This is a genomic window from Campylobacter curvus (assembly GCF_013372125.1).
GTDB classification, from domain to species: domain Bacteria; phylum Campylobacterota; class Campylobacteria; order Campylobacterales; family Campylobacteraceae; genus Campylobacter_A; species Campylobacter_A curvus.
Window position 1 is genome coordinate 609,679 of record NZ_CP053826.1, and the last position, 15,691, is coordinate 625,369.

The following is a 15,691-nucleotide window of genomic DNA, read 5'->3' on the forward strand; positions in this document are numbered from 1 at the left end:
AGCAAAAACCCTGTTCGCTCCAAGAGCGACCTAGTACGGACGCGAACAGGGTTTGCACGGAGCGAATAGCCGAACATATAGCACGCTCTGCTTGCAGTTGCAAACGAAGTGAAGCAAAAATTAGCGGTCAGCTGCCGCTTCCCTTAATTTCGGCGGCGATAGCGTCGCTTCATAAGGTTTGACTTCGCTAGAATGTTTAAAATTTTAAAAATCAATACTTCATTAAGGCAAAGCCAAAACAAATTAAGTCTATCATTTTACAATTCGCAGGTGCCGTGTCTTAGCTTTACTTCATCGCTCGTTTGAGCCGTGCTAAATTCTCGCCTATAGATTTTGGGCGATAAACAGCGTTTATGACGGCTATGAGATCTATCTTGAGGACTGAAATTTGTGCGATATTCGAGGCGTTTATGCCTCCTATGGCGCATATCGGGATATTTAAAATTTCTTTTGCTTGCTTTATGGTCTCAAGTGGGCAAATGACTGCGTCAGGCTTTGTCCGGCTTTTGAAAACCGAGCCAAAAGCCACGTAGCTAGCGCCATTTTGCTGCGCTTTTAGCGCTAAATTCAGATCGTTGTAGCAGCTCGCCCCGATAAATGCATCGTTTCCTAAAATTTCACGAGCCGAGCTTATATCCATATCATCGATGCCGATATGAACGCACTTTGCACCGATAGAAGCGGCAAATTTCACATCATCGTTCACGATAAATTTCGCTTCAAAATCATCGCAAAGCGCCAGTAGCTCGCGCGCGATCTTCTCGTTTTTGACGGGTTTTTTACTTCGGTATTGAAAAAACTTGACCCCGCTTCGTAAAATTTCAGTCGCCTGAGAGATTATCGTCGCGTCTGGGGTCAGAGTGTCGTCGCTTATGGCGTAAATTTGGCTCAAATTTTGACTTTATGATTTAGCAGTGTCTTGCCAAATTTCGTCTCAAGCCCCGTTTTGATCGCCTGATAGACGTAGTTTTTGGCTTTCGTGATGGACTCTTCTAGCGAAAGTCCCTGAGCCAGGCAGCAGGCTATCGCGGTCGAAAACGTGCAGCCTGCGCCGTGCATTATGAAAGGATCGGCAAGCGCGGTGGCGAAATTTAGCTGCGAGCCGTCCTTTTTGTGTAGCGTATCTATGCTCTCGCCGTTTACGACATGCTTTTTGACGATGACATCGCAGACGAGCGAGCTAAAATCGTTGTGAAAAAGCGCCTGCGCCTCATATCTGTTTGGCGTGGCGATGGTCGCAAATTTCAAGATCTCTCTTAGGGCGTCTATGGCGTCATCTTTGATGAGCTTGACGTTTGATTTGCTGATACAAACTGGGTCTATGACGATAGGGACGTTGAATTTCGGTAGCCATTTTTCAACGACCTTTATCGTTTGCACATCAAAGAGCATACCTATCTTTACGGCGTCGATCTCAAGCTCCTCGGTAATGCCCCTTATTTGGGAGTTCACGCAATTTGCCGGCACACTTGAAATATCGTAAGTCACTTGCGTATTTTCGCAAACAAAGACCGTCATCGCGGTCGCGCTGTAACAACCAAACGCCTCGCAGGTCTTGATATCAGCTTGCGCTCCTGCGCCTCCTGCGCTATCAGAGCCTGCTATGATGAGTATGTTTTTCATTTTTCCCCTTGAAATTTACCGACTAAATTTACTATTTTAGATCATATTTTTGAAGTAGCTTGTCAAAAGTGCCGTCTTTTTTGAGCTCATCGATGGCCATGTTTATCTTGCCTATGAGATCGACATGTTTATCTTTGTCGAATGCGATAGAAAAGCCCTCGCTGCCGTCAGGAAGCTTTAAAAATTCTTCCAGATCGGGATTTTGTTTGAGGTAGCCATATCCTATCGAGCTATCGACCAAGACGATATCGATCTTGCCTGCTTTTAGCGCTAGTATCGAGCTTCCTATCGCTTCGGCAGGGACGACTTTAGCGCCTGTTATAGCTCTAGCGGCTATCTCTTGGACAGTGCCAAGCTGCACGCCGATTTGTTTAGAGCCGACATTAGAGTCGTTGACGTCAGAGCCTTTTTTGCGGATAAATAAATTCTCAGTCGAATAATAAGGCTTTGTGAAATCCACCGATTTTCTTCTATCCTCGGTCGCACTCATCGCACTCATGATAGCGTCTATCTTGCCGGTTTTCAAAGCCGGTATGAGGCCATCGAAGCTGATGTTTTGAACCTCGAATTTAACGCCTATTTTATTACCTATCGCCTCTAAAAGATCGATGTCAAAGCCCGTGATCTTGTTTTTGTCATCGATAAATTCAAACGGAGGATAGTCCGCACTGGCACCTACCTTAAAGACCTGCTCACTACTGCTTGGAGCGCTTGCTTTGGCGCTGCTCGACTTATCGGCGCTATCGCCGCAGCCTACGAAAAATAGGGCGGCAACTAAAAATGCAAATAACTTCTTCATGTTTTCTCCTTTGTTTTAGTGATTTAAAATTTTACTTAAAAACTCTTGCAAACGTTGATTTTTAGGGCTCTTAAAGACATTTTCAGGCGTATCGTCTACTGCGATCTTGCCTGATTCCATAAAAAATATACGATTTGCCACGTTTCTTGCAAAGCCCATTTCATGCGTGACAACCAGCATCGTGATACCACGCGACGCGACGTCTTTCATGATGTCAAGCACCTCGCCTATCATCTCGGGATCAAGAGCGCTTGTCGGCTCGTCAAATAAAATGACCTCCGGGTTCATAGCAAGTGCGCGTGCGATCGCTATGCGCTGCTTTTGACCACCCGAGAGCTTGTGAGGATAGGCGTATTTTTTATCAAGCAGCCCCACGCTTTTTAACAGCTCATCTGCTCTAGTCTCGGCCTCATTTTTACTCAAAATTCCGGCCTTTATAGGTGCAAGTGTCAAATTCTCCAGCACGTTTTTGTTGGCAAAGAGATTAAAATGCTGAAAAACCATGCTGATTTTTTGGCGAATTTTGTTTATATCGGCTTTTTTGCTCAGTATATCTTCGCCATTTATGCTTATTTGCCCGCTACTTGGCTCTTCTAGGCGGTTAATGCAGCGTAAAAAGGTGCTTTTACCACCACCGCTTGGGCCGATGATAGCGATGACTTCGCCTTTTTTGATACTGACGCTGATATCGTTTAAAACCTGTAAATTCCCATAATTTTTGCTTAAATTTTTGATCTCAATCATGGCGGTTCAACCTTTTTTCCAGTGTCTTCGTCAAAAACGATAAAATTTTGACGCTGATATAATAGACCACTCCGGCAAAGATGACCGGCTTTGGATTATACAAAATGGCTTGAAAGCTCTTGCTTTGAAAGGTTATATCCATGACGCTGATGTAGCCCACGACGGAGGTTTCTTTAAACAGCGATATGAACTCGTTTCCAAGTGCAGGCAAGATATTTTTTATCGCTTGCGGGAAGATGATCTCGCGCATAGATGCCGAGTAGCTGAGCCCCATCGCGCGCGCGGCCTCCATTTGCCCTTTATCGACGCTATTTATACCGCTGCGAACGATCTCGGCGACATAGGCCGAGCTGTTTAGCCCCAGTGCGATCACTGCGACGTAAAAGTTATCGCTCCATGTGGCAAATATCACCACCGAAAAAATGAGAAGCTGCAAAATGATCGGCGTTCCTCGTAGAATGTCGATGTATTCGTCAATTATGAAGCTTAAAATTTTAATATTTAGAAATTTCAAAAACGCGAGCAAAAAGCCAAGCGCTATACCGATGCAGATGCCTCCAAGCGTAAGGCCTAGCGTGACGCCGTAGCTTTTAAGATATGCTGCACGCTGGATCTCGTTCAGCTCGGTTGGATAAAAATAATAAACGCCAAGCGTCACGATAACGACAAAAAATAAAATCCTGAAAAATTTTTCGTTAAGCAACTCCGCCCTTTTGAATCAAGATAGCCTATAATGATATGAAAAATTTAATATCGTTTTGCTTAAATCCCGTAAAATTTTAGCCGTTTCTCGCGCGATTGATTGTGATTTAAATAAATTTATAATAATATTTCGGGCGTATTCATATAAAAGGAAATTTATGAGTTTGAGCTCTTATATCGCGATCGCTATATATTTTGGATTTTTGCTGTTTGTCGGACGTTATTCTTATAATAAAAATGCAAACATGGGCGAATATCTGCTGGATAACCGCCGCCTAGGTCCGATCGTGACCGCGCTAAGTGCCGGAGCTAGCGACATGAGCGGCTGGATGCTCCTTGGTGTGCCAGGTGCACTTTACGCCACGGGGATCGCTACTGCGTGGATGGCGATAGGCCTTACCATAGGAGCGTATTGTAATTATTTATTTCTTGCCAAGCGATTGCGCGTTTATACCGAAGTCGCAAGCGACAGCATAACGATACCTGATTTCTTGGAAAATCGCTTCAAGGATAGGACTAAAATTTTGCGCATAGTCTCGGGGCTGGTCATCTTGGTGTTTTTCACGCTTTACGTTTCAAGCGGTATCATCGCCGGCGGCAAGAGCTTTGAGAGTTTTTTTGGCTTGCCGTTTGACTATGGAGCGATATTTACCTTGATGATAGTCGTTTTTTATACGTTTTTTGGCGGGTTTCGCGCGGTTTGTATCACCGATGCGTTTCAAGGAGCTCTCATGTTTTTCGTGCTAGTGGCGATCCCGGTCGTGGGATTTTTAAATTTAGACATCCCAAGCGATACGAATTTTTGGAGAGAGCTATACAGGCTAAGCCCTAGTCATCTTGATATGTTCGCAGGACAGAGCTTCTGGGGCATTTTGGGGCTTTTGGCATGGGGGTTTGGGTATTTTGGACAGCCTCATATCATTGTGAGATTTATGGCGATACGAGACTCCAAAGAGCTCGCTCAAGCCCGTAGGATCGGTATCGGCTGGATGGCGATAGGTCTCATCGGAGCGATGATGAGCGGGCTTATCGGATTTGTGTATTTTAGCACCAGAGGCGGGCTAAGCGATCCTGAGACCGTGTTTTTAAAGCTTGGCGAGCTACTATTTCCGCCATTTTTTATAGGTATCATCGTATCGGCGGTGCTTTCTGCGATCATGAGCACGATATCAAGCCAGCTTCTAGTGACTTCAAGCTCGGTGACTAAGGATTTCATATTTGCCTTTTATAAAAAGGACGTGAGCGAAAAGATGCAAGTAGCGCTTAGCCGGTATGCCGTAGTCGCAGTGGCACTCGTGGCTACCTTGCTTGCTTTTCTCTCAACCGATAGCGTTTTGAACGTAGTCGGCAACGCATGGGCGGGCTTTGGCGCGAGCTTTGGACCGGTTTTGCTTTTTAGTCTTTATTGGAAGCGCATGAGTGCGCTTGGCGCGCTTGTAGGCATGATAGCCGGTGGTGCGACGGTGCTTTTTTGGATAAGCTCGGGACTAAACGCCTATGTGTATGAAATTTTGCCCGGTATCATCGTCTCCAGCGTAGCTATCGTGATCGTGAGCATCTGGGGCGATGCGATAAACAAAATGACTAGCGAGCCGCATGAGCAGGTCATAAAAGACGAATTTGAGAAGATGAAAACAAGGCTTTGAAGCCACACGGGCTTAAAATTTTGATCTAAACATACAAAAATTTTAAAAATAGCCGATATTTGACAATAAATATCAACAAAGGCTATCTATGGAAATTTTAAACAGTACGCAAACTGCTTTTGCAGACATATCGGTGACCTATAATAAAGTCAAAAATAATATCGCTCGTGATGTCAATGATAGTGTTCTAGGCTACAAGATCGATAAGGACGGCTACTTTACGAGCGAATTCAATAAAGCCGCGGGCATACCAGATGATTACAAAATTCACTCTGATACAATTAAATCTTTCGTTACCGTAAGGACAAATAAAAATACTCTTTATACTGCTTTTAAAGAAATAGATATTGCAAAGATAGTTGGCAACGCATATAAGCTATTAACCCAACTTGTAGATGAAAATACTCTAAATTCAAAAGAGGGCTTTACGACAGACGAGATCTCAAAATTTACACAAGGCTACGAATACGATAAAAAGACGTTAAAAATCACCAAAAAATATGACACCATAAATGCCTATATGTCTGCTCGCTCGGACTTTGACCCTAGGATGGCGCAAAACAAAGACAAGACTATGACTACCACTTTTTACAACCGCTCAACAATCAATTATTATACAAATGGCAATAAGCTAAAACCATCGACTGATATATTTGATAGCGAAAATGGCGGTAAGGAGAAATTTGGTCCATACGGACTTGCATTTAACACCTCACGTGAAAGATACACGAATGACGATGGCTCTGTTACGAAAGGTGGGCTTTTAATTGGTATCTTGAATTCAAATTATAATGCAACCGAAGGAAAGCCAACATATATAGGATATATGAATTCGTGCGATAAAAATATGAGCGGTGATGAATATAGAAAGCAAATAGAGCTTTGGCTTTTAAATCATGACCCTGATAGAGTTTCAGATGAAGAGTTTAATGCGCTAAGCGAGCCAATGAAAGAATTTATAAAATTTCATCGCACATTTGATAATATCAATCAAAGAGCTAAAAGTACATCTAAAAAAGAGGAAGCGGACACTCCAAAAGACCCTTTGCAAATTTTATTTGAGCAAATGGATAAGGATTTTAAAGAGATGCTCAAAAAGCTGCAAGAAAGAGCCCAAAAAGCAAGGCTAGAACAGCGAAAAGCTATGCAGCAAAATTTAGATACGCAAACCATCAAAAGCACAACTCAAACTTCAAAAGACACACTAAATGAAATGCTTGAATTTCTAAGCAAAATGTCAAAGCAGCGTGGCGTAAATTTAGACATAAACGAAGTAAAAACGGCGTTTATAAATTTAACTGACAGCTATAAATTTAGCAATAAAACGATCGATGTCAAAGCGTAAATTTCTATCTTTGCCCGCGCTTTAGCCTTCGCACTAAAAATCTCGCTGCGTGGAGGTCGTTAAATAGCGACTTTTCTATGCAAAGCGGACGCATAAGCACGAGATCGCCGATAAGCTTGGCTCCAAGTATCGCAGTGCAAAGCCCGCGCGAGCCGTGAGCGATATTTACAAAGACATTTGGCTCATAAACGGCCGTAGGGTTCGTGTCTTTGTGCTTGCTCCAAAAGAGATCTTTATAGCTTTGCTTGTAAAATTCCTCATCATAAAGCGCACCAATGACAGGAAAACGGTCACTGCTGTAGCTCCTGTAGCCGACCTTTGAGCCGATGATACGCGCTTTTTTGATGTCTAAAAATTCGCTCACCTTGCTTAAATTCTCGGCGTCGTCCTCGTATCTGGCTTCATCGCAAATTTCGTTTCTGGCGTATGTCGCGCCGATCACCTGCACGCCCCCGATGCTAGGGCAGACGTAGCCAAATGCGCTAAAAGGCATGTGGGTATCTACGAGCGGCTCGATGTGAGTGACTTGCCCGCGGACAGAGCTTAGCAGCATATTTTTTCCTTTGAAAATTTCAGCGCTTTTACTACCAGTCGCAAAGACTAGGATATCGGTCTTTAGGCTCTTGGCGTTTTTGAATTTCACACTGATTTGGCCGTTTTTTAGGTGCTTGTGGCTAAGGTATTCGTGAGTGAAAAGGACGTTTAAATCTTTAGCGATCTTTTCACACATTTTTCGCGGTCTGGCGTATGCGCCGCCTTTTATAAACATCGCAGGATAGGGCTTTACGTCCTTGTCAAATGTGAAAATTTCATCGGCGTTTTCATCGCGCCAGCTCTCAAAGCGCTTAGCTAGCAGCTCGTCGTATGCGTAGTCGATGCAGCCGCTAAATTTTATATATCGCTCGCTCATAGCGGATCTATAAAACCTGACCGCCTGCAAAAAGGCATTTAGATGCATACGTCCTAAATTTACCTCGGGCTTTGTGATGAGCGGCATCAAAACGCCGCAGTGGTTGCCGGAGCCGTTCGTGGCGACCGCGCCTTTTGCCTCGGCTAGCGTCACGTCAAAGCCGTTTTTGCTAAGCTCTACGGCCGTAGCTAGCCCCGAGATGCCCGCTCCTATGATGAGAGCTCTCGGTGTGCGGGCTAAATTTAGCGCTGTTTTACATCTTGCAAACCACGGATCTTTTGAAATTTCACAGTTTTGCTTTAAGACGGCGTGGCTCATTTGCCGCTTTTTGCCGTATCCTTTGCGAAGCTCTAGCCAAAAGCCCGCCCGAACAAGGCGCTCGCGCACGATCTTGGCGCATGAATACGTCCGCACCATGCCGCCCAAACGCGTCAGGCGCGCGATGTGCTTAAACACCGGCTCGCTCCACATAGCCTCGTTTTTGCTCGGAGCAAAGCCGTCCATAAACCAAACATCGGCCTTGAAATCAAGCTCGGGTAAAATTTCAAGCACATCGCCAAAGCAAAGATCAAGCGTGATGAACTCGCTAAATTCTATCCTGTGGATACCTCGAACGAGTGGCGGATAAAGCTTGGCAAGCTTTTTGGCGAGAGCTTTGAATCTGCCTAAATTTTCATAAATTTTGGCTAGATCGTGCTTTGCTATAGGGTTTGCCTCGATACTCACAAAATGAAGCCTCTTACCGCTGTTTTGAAATTTCTTACAAAGCGTGAGGAAATTCAGTCCCGCACCAAAGCCCGTTTCAGCCACGATGAAGCGATCTTGCTCGTGCCAAATTTCATCAAGTCCCTTCGCAAAGACGTATTCGCTCTCGCACCAGGGCTTGTCGGTGTTAAAATAAATGTCGTCAAACTGCGCATTGAACGCGGTTTTGCCCTTGAAGCTTATGACTGCATTTTTCATCAGTTTTTAGCAAAATAAGAATCCACGCCGTTTGCGATGCCAAGCGCCAAGGCGTTTTGATACGCGTCGTCGTAGAGCATTTTACCCTCCACGGGGTGCGTGATGTAGCCTATCTCGACGAGCACTGCGGGCATTAGAGCACCCACGAGCACCCAAAACGGCGCTTCTCTGACGCCGCCGTCGCTCGCGCTATAAACCTTTCTGGCTTGAACCAGTAGCTCGCGCTGCATATCGATACCAAGCTTGTTTGAGGCGATGATCTTCTCGCGGTTTAGGACATTTAAAAATGTCTGCTGAGAGAAATAGTTCATCTCTTCGATGTCTGATTTATTTTCCAGTGCGGCGGCGTTTTTACTGCGCTCGGAGCGCGCAGGCGAGAGGAAAAACGTCTCTATGCCGTGCATGCTGGCCGCTTTTACCGCGTTTGGAGCGGCATTTGCGTGGATGGAGACGAAGAGATCGGCCATTTTATCGTTTGCGTATTTCGTGCGCGTGCGTAAATTTATGAAAGTGTCGTTCGAGCGCGTGAAATAGACCTTATAGCCGCGTTTTTTCAAAATTTCACCAAGCTTTTTACCCACGGCCAAAACGGCGACTTTCTCTTGCATTTTACCGCTTATGGCGCCGGGATCGCTGCCGCCATGTCCCGGGTCGATGACTATCGTTTTACCGCCCGTGACATGGTGCGGCCTTGGCTGGTTTGTCGGTGCGGCGGGAGTTTTAGCGGGCTGGGCTTGAGCGGGCAGTGCGGGCGTGCTTTGTTGCACTTTAACTGGCTGCTTGGTAAGCGGTGCGTTTATCTTTTCGTTCGAGATGAAATTTTCACTGCTTATGACCAAAGCGTCACCTATAACGTTTGCTTTTATCGTTTTTTGCGCCCTGTCGCTAAAGACTATGCGTATGGTATTTTTGTAAAACTGCGCTATACGCACCTCTTGCGTGATGAAATTTTTATACGTGAGGCTGCCGCCATTTAGGACGCCCTCTATATCCATGATGTTTCGATAGATATTTTTTTGATTTAGCGCCGAGGTCTTTAGCTTTGACGTGTCAAGCGGCTGGTTGAATTTTAACACCAAGGTGTCGCCGTTTTTTGTGGCGCTTAGCAGATAAAGCGGCCTGGTGCTTAGCGTTTGCTTGATAGGCGTTTGCGTTTGCTGGGTTTGAGCCCTCGGACTGTTTGTTTTGGCGGGTTTTGCGCCGTTTAGCTCGTTTAAGTCATTTAGATAAGAGCTACTGTCAAGGCCTAGGGCTTTTGAACTTATGATGAGCCTTGAGAGGGTCTGCCTTTTTAAATTTTTATCGTTGTTGATGATGGCTTGGACGTAAATTTGCTTGATGTCGTTGTGAAATTTACTCTTTTGCGCCTTTGTAGACGTGGTGAAATTCCTGTCGAAATTTGAAAAAATTTGAGCCTCGTTCGCGCCAAAAAGGCTAATCGCTAGCATCAAAACGACAAAAATTATCCTAGTCATCTTCGCCGTGTACCAACTTTGCCATAAGCTCTTTGACGCTTATTATCTCTTTTAGTTTGTAGCCGTTTGCCCCGGTGAAAAATAGCCCGGTATCTACGTTACCAGAATACGAGTCAAACAGCCTATCTGCAATGCAATATCCTACTTGCTTGGCCTCTTTGCCGCGCTGACAAGGGCTCACGCAGTTGCTGATACACTGGATCTTCGGGCCTTGTCGCTTATCGACTAAATTTAGTAGATTTGTGCGGATACCGCGTGCAGGATAGCCTACCGGGCTTTTTATAAGCTCGATGTCCTCTTTTTTGGCGTTTAAGATGACCTCTTTGAAGCGGATATTTGCGTCACATTCGTAGGTGCCGATGAAGCGAGTGCCCATTTGCACGCCGTCTGCGCCAAGCTGCATAACCTTTTCGATATCCTTTTTATCCCAGATACCGCCGGCAGCGATGAGCGGGAAATCTCCCCACTCCTTTATCTCCTCTTTGACTGGTGCGATGAGCTTTTCTAGCTGATACTCTGGATCTATGCACTGCTCGTAGGTAAATCCCTGATGGCCTCCGCTTAGAGGACCTTCCAGCACTACTGCGTCGGGCAGGCGTTTGTAGCGCTGCATCCAGCGCTTACAGATGATTTTAAGGGCTTTGGCGCTTGAGACGATAGGCACTAGCGCAATGTTTTTGAAATTTTCGGTAAATTCGGGTAGATTCGTAGGTAGTCCGGCGCCTGAGACGATGATGTTGATCCCGGCCTCACATGCGTCTTTGACGACTCTTGCGTAATCGTTTGCCGCATACATGATATTTACGCCAAGGGGCAGATCACCGCAAATTTTACGAGCGTTTGCGACGATAGCTTTCAGGCCCGCCGTTGAGTAAAAATTTTCGCTGCCAAAAGGTTTTGCGTTTAGCTCCTTACTGATATATGCGCGGTTTTCATAGTATCCCGTGCCTACGGAGCTGATTATCCCAAGGCCGCCTTCTAGGCTCACGTTGCCCGCTAGCTTGTCCCAGCTGATACCAAGCCCCATGCCGCCTTGAAATATCGGGTATTTTATCTCGTATTGTCCTATTTTTAGCGGTTTGAATTCCATCAGACGACCTTTAGCCTCGCAAATTTTTTCTTGCCTACTTGTAAAACGTAAATTCCGCTCTCAAGCTTTAGCTGCTCGTCGTTTATCTTTTTTTGATCCACGCTCACGGCGTTTGCGGCGATATCGCGACGTGCTTGAGAATTCGTAGGGCATAGCTTGCAGTGAGTCAAGGCCTCAACTATCCAAGCAGGAGAGCTCATCTCAAAGGTTTCAAGATCGCTTGGTATCTGATTTTGCACGTGAACGCTATTAAATTCCTCGCATGCCGCTTTCGCCGCAGCCTCGCCGTGATAGCGAGCCGTGATCTCGTAGGCTAGATCCTCTTTGGCTTTTTTAGGGTGGTATTTGCCTACATCTACGCTAGCTCTTAGCGCGGCTATCTCGCCTGTGCTCTTTTCGCTCAAAAGATCATACCAGCGCCACATGAGCTCGTCGCTGATACTTAGCGTTTTGGCGAACATCTCGTTTGGTGCGTCCGTCACGCCGATGTAGTTACCTAGGCTTTTGCTCATTTTATTTACGCCGTCAAGCCCCTCAAGTAGCGGCATCATGATGACGGCTTGCTCTTTACCGACATTGTAAATTCGCTGCAACGTGCGTCCCATGAGAAGGTTAAATTTTTGATCCGTACCGCCCATTTCGATGTCGCATTTCATCGCGACGCTATCATAGCCTTGCATGAGCGGATATAAAAACTCACTTATCGAGATCGGCGTGCCGGCCTTTATGCGCTTTTCAAAGTCGTCTCGCTCGAGCATACGAGCTACCGGAAATGTGCTAGCCAGCTCGATCATTCCAGCCGCGCCTAGCTCGTTTGACCAGGTCGAGTTAAACATTATCTTTGTCTTTGCGGGGTCTAAAATTTTAAAAACCTGCTCCTCGTAGGTTTTGGCGTTTTTTAGCACGGTCTGCTTATCGAGCTTCTTTCTGGTGGCGGATTTGCCGCTAGGATCGCCGATCTGCCCAGTGAAATCGCCTATCAAAAACTGCACGATCGCACCGTGCTTTTGCAAAAGCGCCATCTTGCCAAGTACTACGGTGTGGCCTAGATGAAGGTCGGGTGCTGTCGGGTCAAAACCCGCTTTCACATAAAAATTTTCGCCTTTTTCATAGAAATTTTTGATCAAATTAAATATACGATCCTCGTCGATCATCTCGGCGACGCCTCGTTTGACCTCTTGCATTATTTGCATCAAATCAACCATTTTTTCTCCTTAAATTTAGTTATGATACGGGTCGCTTTGCGATACGAAATCGATTATCTTGTAGCGCTCTTTTAGCTTGTCTCTTATATCGTTGGCATCGATATTTTCGGCTATCTCGACGCTAAGCTCAAACAAATCTCCCGTAACGTCATTGGCTTCGTTTAGCATGATTGTAGCTAAATTCACATCAAGCCGCGCCAGATAGGTCAGGAATTCTGCCAGTGAGCCTTTGCGGTTTTCTAAATTTAGCAAAATTTTATATCTATACGGTGCATTTCTGGTCCATTTGACGAAGATGATCTCCTCGTTTTTATCCATCAGTTTGCCCGCTCTTTCGCAGAGCTTATGGTGCACGGTCACGGTGTGCCCGTTTTTAAACCCTACGATGCTGTCACCTCGTTTAGGGTTGCAGCAATAATCAAACTCGACGTTATTTATTTTATGGTTCGAGTATATCACGATATTTTCAAATTTCTGCTTTTTGATCTGGTATTTGTCGCCAAGTGCTATCAAAAACGGACGCTCTTTGCGGATGTATTTTTTAAGGGCGTTGGCTACCTCTTGCAGATACACGGAGTCGGTCGCGGCTTTAAAAATTTTCTTGCTTAAATTTTCGCGCTCTATCCAGTCCAAGATCCTTTGAGAGGATACGCTAAAGACCGATTTTAGGATGTCGACGGCAATTTTGTGATTTATCTCTTTTATCTTTTGCTTGCAAAACGATCGGATAGTCGCGCGTGCTTTACCGGTTCGCACGCTATTCATCCATGAGCAGCGATACTTTGCCTCGTCTCCTGTCACGATGCGCACGATATCGCCGTTTTTAAGCTCTGTTAGAAGCGGCATCTTGACGCGGTTTATATAAGCTTCTTTGGCGTAAAGGCCTATCTCGGTGTGAATTTCATACGCGTAATCAAGCGCAGTCGCTCCGCGCGGCAAGGTAAAGACCTCGCCTTTTGGCGAATATACCGCGATATCCTCGATATAAAGGCTGTCTTTTGCGTATTCGTAAAGCTCTTCAGGATTATTCTCGCTTTCGCCGTTTTGCATACCGATATCGTTTAGCCAGTCTAGCTTAGGGTTTAGCAGGCTGCCTTCGCCGTTTTTATATTTCCAGTGCGCGGCGACACCGTATTCGGCGGTTTTGTGCATATCGTAGGTGCGAACCTGCGCTTCAAATATGCTTTTGTTATCAAATATCGTCGTATGGATAGTCTGATAGCCGTTTTGCTTTGGAAGTGCGATGTAGTCCTTAAAGCGCGAGATCAAAGGGTTGAAATTTATATGTAAATTTCCAAGCGCAAGGTAACAATCAAGCGGTTTTTGCACGATGATGCGTATAGCTAACAAGTCAAGCACCTCCTCGATAGAGATGCCCTTTCGCTGCATTTTTAGGTATATCGAGTAGTAGTGCTTTATACGTTTTTGAATTTCAAAGCTTCCCTCACTAAAGCCGTTTTGAAGTAAAATTTGACCGACTTTTTCATAAAAGGCGTTGAGCTTTAGCGCGAGCTGCTGCTTGTGTTTATCCAGGTAGTTGTAAATTTTGGCGTATTCATCGGGCATGGCGTATTTAAAGCTTAGATCTTCGAGCAAATTTTTGATAGATGAAATTCCAAGCCTATGCGCTATCGGAGCGTAAACCATCAGTGTCTCTTCGGCTATGCGTTTTTGCTTTTCTGGAGCTAGCGCATCGAGAGTGAGCATGTTGTGCAACCTGTCGCAAAGTTTTACGACAAGCACGCGCACGTCTTCGATGGATATTAAAAGCATACGCCTAAACGTAAGGGCGGACGAGGCTAAGCGCTCGTTGCTATCCGAGCTTGCGAGCTTGTCCTCTCTTATGGCTACGATCTTGGTAAGCCCTTCGACCAGCTTTGCGACCTCTTCGCCAAATTCCGTTTGTACCTGCGCTAACGTAGTGTCGGTATCCTCGACCACATCGTGTAGCAGTGCGGCGATGACCATATTTTCATCGCCACCCATATACGAGACGATGCAAGCTACCAAGATAGGATGTATCGCATACGGTTCGCCGCTTTTTCGGTATTGACCGGAGTGCGAAGTCACGCAGGTGTCTATGGCTTTTTGCAGTAGCGGTGTTTGCTCGCAGAGCGAAAAGAGCAACGCCATTACATCGGGCACGTTTCTACATGCCGATATCTCGTCTATGAGCTGCTCTATGAATATACTATTTTCCTTCAACAATAGCCTCTAGCCCTATCTTTCCCTCTGCGACTTCCATGAGTGCGATGTCGGCAAATTTCATCTTGGAAGTATCACCGTCTATGAGCGCTTGCGCGCCGTTTGCAAGCGCTTCAGCACGCTTTGCCACGATCAAAGACAGCTTGTATCTGTCGTCTCCGATTTGTTTTAGTGCTTTTGCCGTGATTTGTTCGGTTCTCATTTTTATCCTTTTAAAATTTTATTTTACTATCGAATACAGCGCTTTTGCATCTTCGCTGATGATTTTTAGCAGGTTGCCTTGTTTGAACATATTGCAGACCAAAATAGGCAGTGAGTTGTCTTTGGCAAGTGCGATAGCCGTGTCGTCCATGACCTTTATATCGTCGCTCATCGCCTTTTCGTAGCTTAGCGATTTTAGTAGTTTCGCGTCTTTGAATTTATTTGGATCTTTGTCGTAAACGCCGTCTACCTTGGTGGCTTTGATGATCATATCAGAGCCTATCTCGATAGCTCTTAGCGTAGCTGCCGTATCGGTCGTGAAGAAAGGGTTGCCAGTCCCCGCGGCAAATATAACGACGCGGCCTTTTTCAAGGTGTCTGTTCGCACGACCCACGATGAAGGTCTCACAGATAGCTTCCATTTTTATCGCGCTTTGCACCCTCACGTCAAGTCCGCCACGCTCTAAAGCCTCGCGCATCGCGATAGAATTTATCACAGTCGCCAGCATGCCCATATGATCACCGCTCGTGCGCCTTATGATGCCGTCTTTTGCCGCACTCACGCCCCTGATGATATTGCCCCCGCCGATCACGATACATACCTCGGTGCCGTTTGTTACGAGCTCTTTTATCTCATCGGCGATAAATTTCAGTATCGCCGTATCTATGCCAAAGCCGCTATCTCCGGCGAGCGCTTCACCGGAAAATTTCACCAATACACGCTTTTTGTCACTCATGTTTTGCTCCTTGAAATTCACGCATTTTAGCCAAAAAGGCTTTAAAT

Annotated in this window: 14 protein-coding genes; 2 read left to right on the top strand and 12 right to left on the bottom strand. The window is 45.6% G+C overall.

Features of this window, described 5'->3' with window-relative positions; all coding sequences use genetic code 11:
* Window positions 1–286: 286 nt before the first annotated feature.
* The 5 genes from thiE to CCVT_RS02945 are packed head-to-tail and all read right to left on the bottom strand — an operon-like array spanning window position 287 to window position 3,869.
* On the bottom strand, window positions 287–892 hold the full coding sequence (thiE, locus tag CCVT_RS02925; protein ID WP_018136812.1) for a thiamine phosphate synthase: 606 nt from the start codon (window positions 890–892) through the stop codon (window positions 287–289).
* Window positions 889–1,623: a bifunctional hydroxymethylpyrimidine kinase/phosphomethylpyrimidine kinase gene (gene thiD, locus CCVT_RS02930; protein WP_018136811.1), complete on the bottom strand. Its 735-nt coding sequence runs from the start codon at window positions 1,621–1,623 to the stop codon at window positions 889–891. The genes thiE and thiD overlap by 4 nt, the downstream gene beginning before the upstream one ends.
* Before the next feature lie 31 nt (window positions 1,624–1,654).
* Complete coding sequence (locus CCVT_RS02935) at window positions 1,655–2,422, bottom strand: basic amino acid ABC transporter substrate-binding protein (RefSeq protein WP_018136810.1); 768 nt, start codon at window positions 2,420–2,422, stop codon at window positions 1,655–1,657.
* A gap of 15 nt (window positions 2,423–2,437) precedes the next feature.
* The gene (locus CCVT_RS02940; protein ID WP_018136809.1) at window positions 2,438–3,166 is read right to left on the bottom strand and encodes an amino acid ABC transporter ATP-binding protein; all 729 of its coding nucleotides are present in this window, start codon (window positions 3,164–3,166) and stop codon (window positions 2,438–2,440) included.
* Window positions 3,159–3,869 carry an amino acid ABC transporter permease gene (locus tag CCVT_RS02945; protein ID WP_009650248.1) on the bottom strand — a complete coding sequence of 237 codons (711 nt, stop codon included), beginning with the start codon at window positions 3,867–3,869 and terminating at the stop codon, window positions 3,159–3,161. The genes CCVT_RS02940 and CCVT_RS02945 overlap by 8 nt, the downstream gene beginning before the upstream one ends.
* A 157-nt stretch (window positions 3,870–4,026) precedes the next feature.
* Here CCVT_RS02945 and putP point away from each other — a divergent pair, with 157 nt between their 5' ends.
* Both putP and CCVT_RS02955 read left to right on the top strand, forming a co-directional pair.
* On the top strand, window positions 4,027–5,514 hold the full coding sequence (putP, locus tag CCVT_RS02950) for a sodium/proline symporter PutP (protein ID WP_018136808.1): 1,488 nt from the start codon (window positions 4,027–4,029) through the stop codon (window positions 5,512–5,514).
* An 88-nt stretch (window positions 5,515–5,602) separates the two neighbouring features.
* Window positions 5,603–6,859: a Cj0814 family flagellar-dependent secreted protein gene (locus CCVT_RS02955; protein WP_018136807.1), complete on the top strand. Its 1,257-nt coding sequence runs from the start codon at window positions 5,603–5,605 to the stop codon at window positions 6,857–6,859.
* A 4-nt stretch (window positions 6,860–6,863) separates the two neighbouring features.
* On the opposite strand, the gene mnmC is transcribed toward CCVT_RS02955, so the two are convergent.
* Genes mnmC through pyrH form a run of 7 tightly spaced genes read right to left on the bottom strand, consistent with a single transcriptional unit; the run spans window position 6,864 to window position 15,644 of the window.
* Window positions 6,864–8,732 (bottom strand): bifunctional tRNA (5-methylaminomethyl-2-thiouridine)(34)-methyltransferase MnmD/FAD-dependent 5-carboxymethylaminomethyl-2-thiouridine(34) oxidoreductase MnmC, encoded by a 1,869-nt coding sequence (gene mnmC, locus CCVT_RS02960; RefSeq protein ID WP_018136806.1) that lies wholly within the window; start codon window positions 8,730–8,732, stop codon window positions 6,864–6,866.
* Window positions 8,732–10,207 (bottom strand): N-acetylmuramoyl-L-alanine amidase, encoded by a 1,476-nt coding sequence (locus CCVT_RS02965; protein WP_018136805.1) that lies wholly within the window; start codon window positions 10,205–10,207, stop codon window positions 8,732–8,734. The genes mnmC and CCVT_RS02965 overlap by 1 nt, the downstream gene beginning before the upstream one ends.
* Window positions 10,200–11,297, bottom strand: a complete 1,098-nt coding sequence (locus CCVT_RS02970; RefSeq protein WP_009650131.1) for a nitronate monooxygenase — start codon at window positions 11,295–11,297, stop codon at window positions 10,200–10,202. The genes CCVT_RS02965 and CCVT_RS02970 overlap by 8 nt, the downstream gene beginning before the upstream one ends.
* Complete coding sequence (gene tyrS / locus CCVT_RS02975) at window positions 11,297–12,502, bottom strand: tyrosine--tRNA ligase (protein WP_018136804.1); 1,206 nt, start codon at window positions 12,500–12,502, stop codon at window positions 11,297–11,299. Before tyrS ends, CCVT_RS02970 begins: the two co-directional genes overlap by 1 nt.
* Window positions 12,503–12,517: 15 nt before the next feature.
* Window positions 12,518–14,707: a RelA/SpoT family protein gene (locus tag CCVT_RS02980; protein ID WP_011992046.1), complete on the bottom strand. Its 2,190-nt coding sequence runs from the start codon at window positions 14,705–14,707 to the stop codon at window positions 12,518–12,520.
* Window positions 14,694–14,909 (bottom strand): DNA-directed RNA polymerase subunit omega, encoded by a 216-nt coding sequence (locus tag CCVT_RS02985; RefSeq protein ID WP_009650284.1) that lies wholly within the window; start codon window positions 14,907–14,909, stop codon window positions 14,694–14,696. The genes CCVT_RS02980 and CCVT_RS02985 overlap by 14 nt, the downstream gene beginning before the upstream one ends.
* Before the next feature lie 18 nt (window positions 14,910–14,927).
* Window positions 14,928–15,644, bottom strand: coding sequence for a UMP kinase (gene pyrH, locus CCVT_RS02990; protein WP_009650300.1), 717 nt, complete (start codon window positions 15,642–15,644; stop codon window positions 14,928–14,930).
* Window positions 15,645–15,691 lie beyond the last annotated feature (47 nt).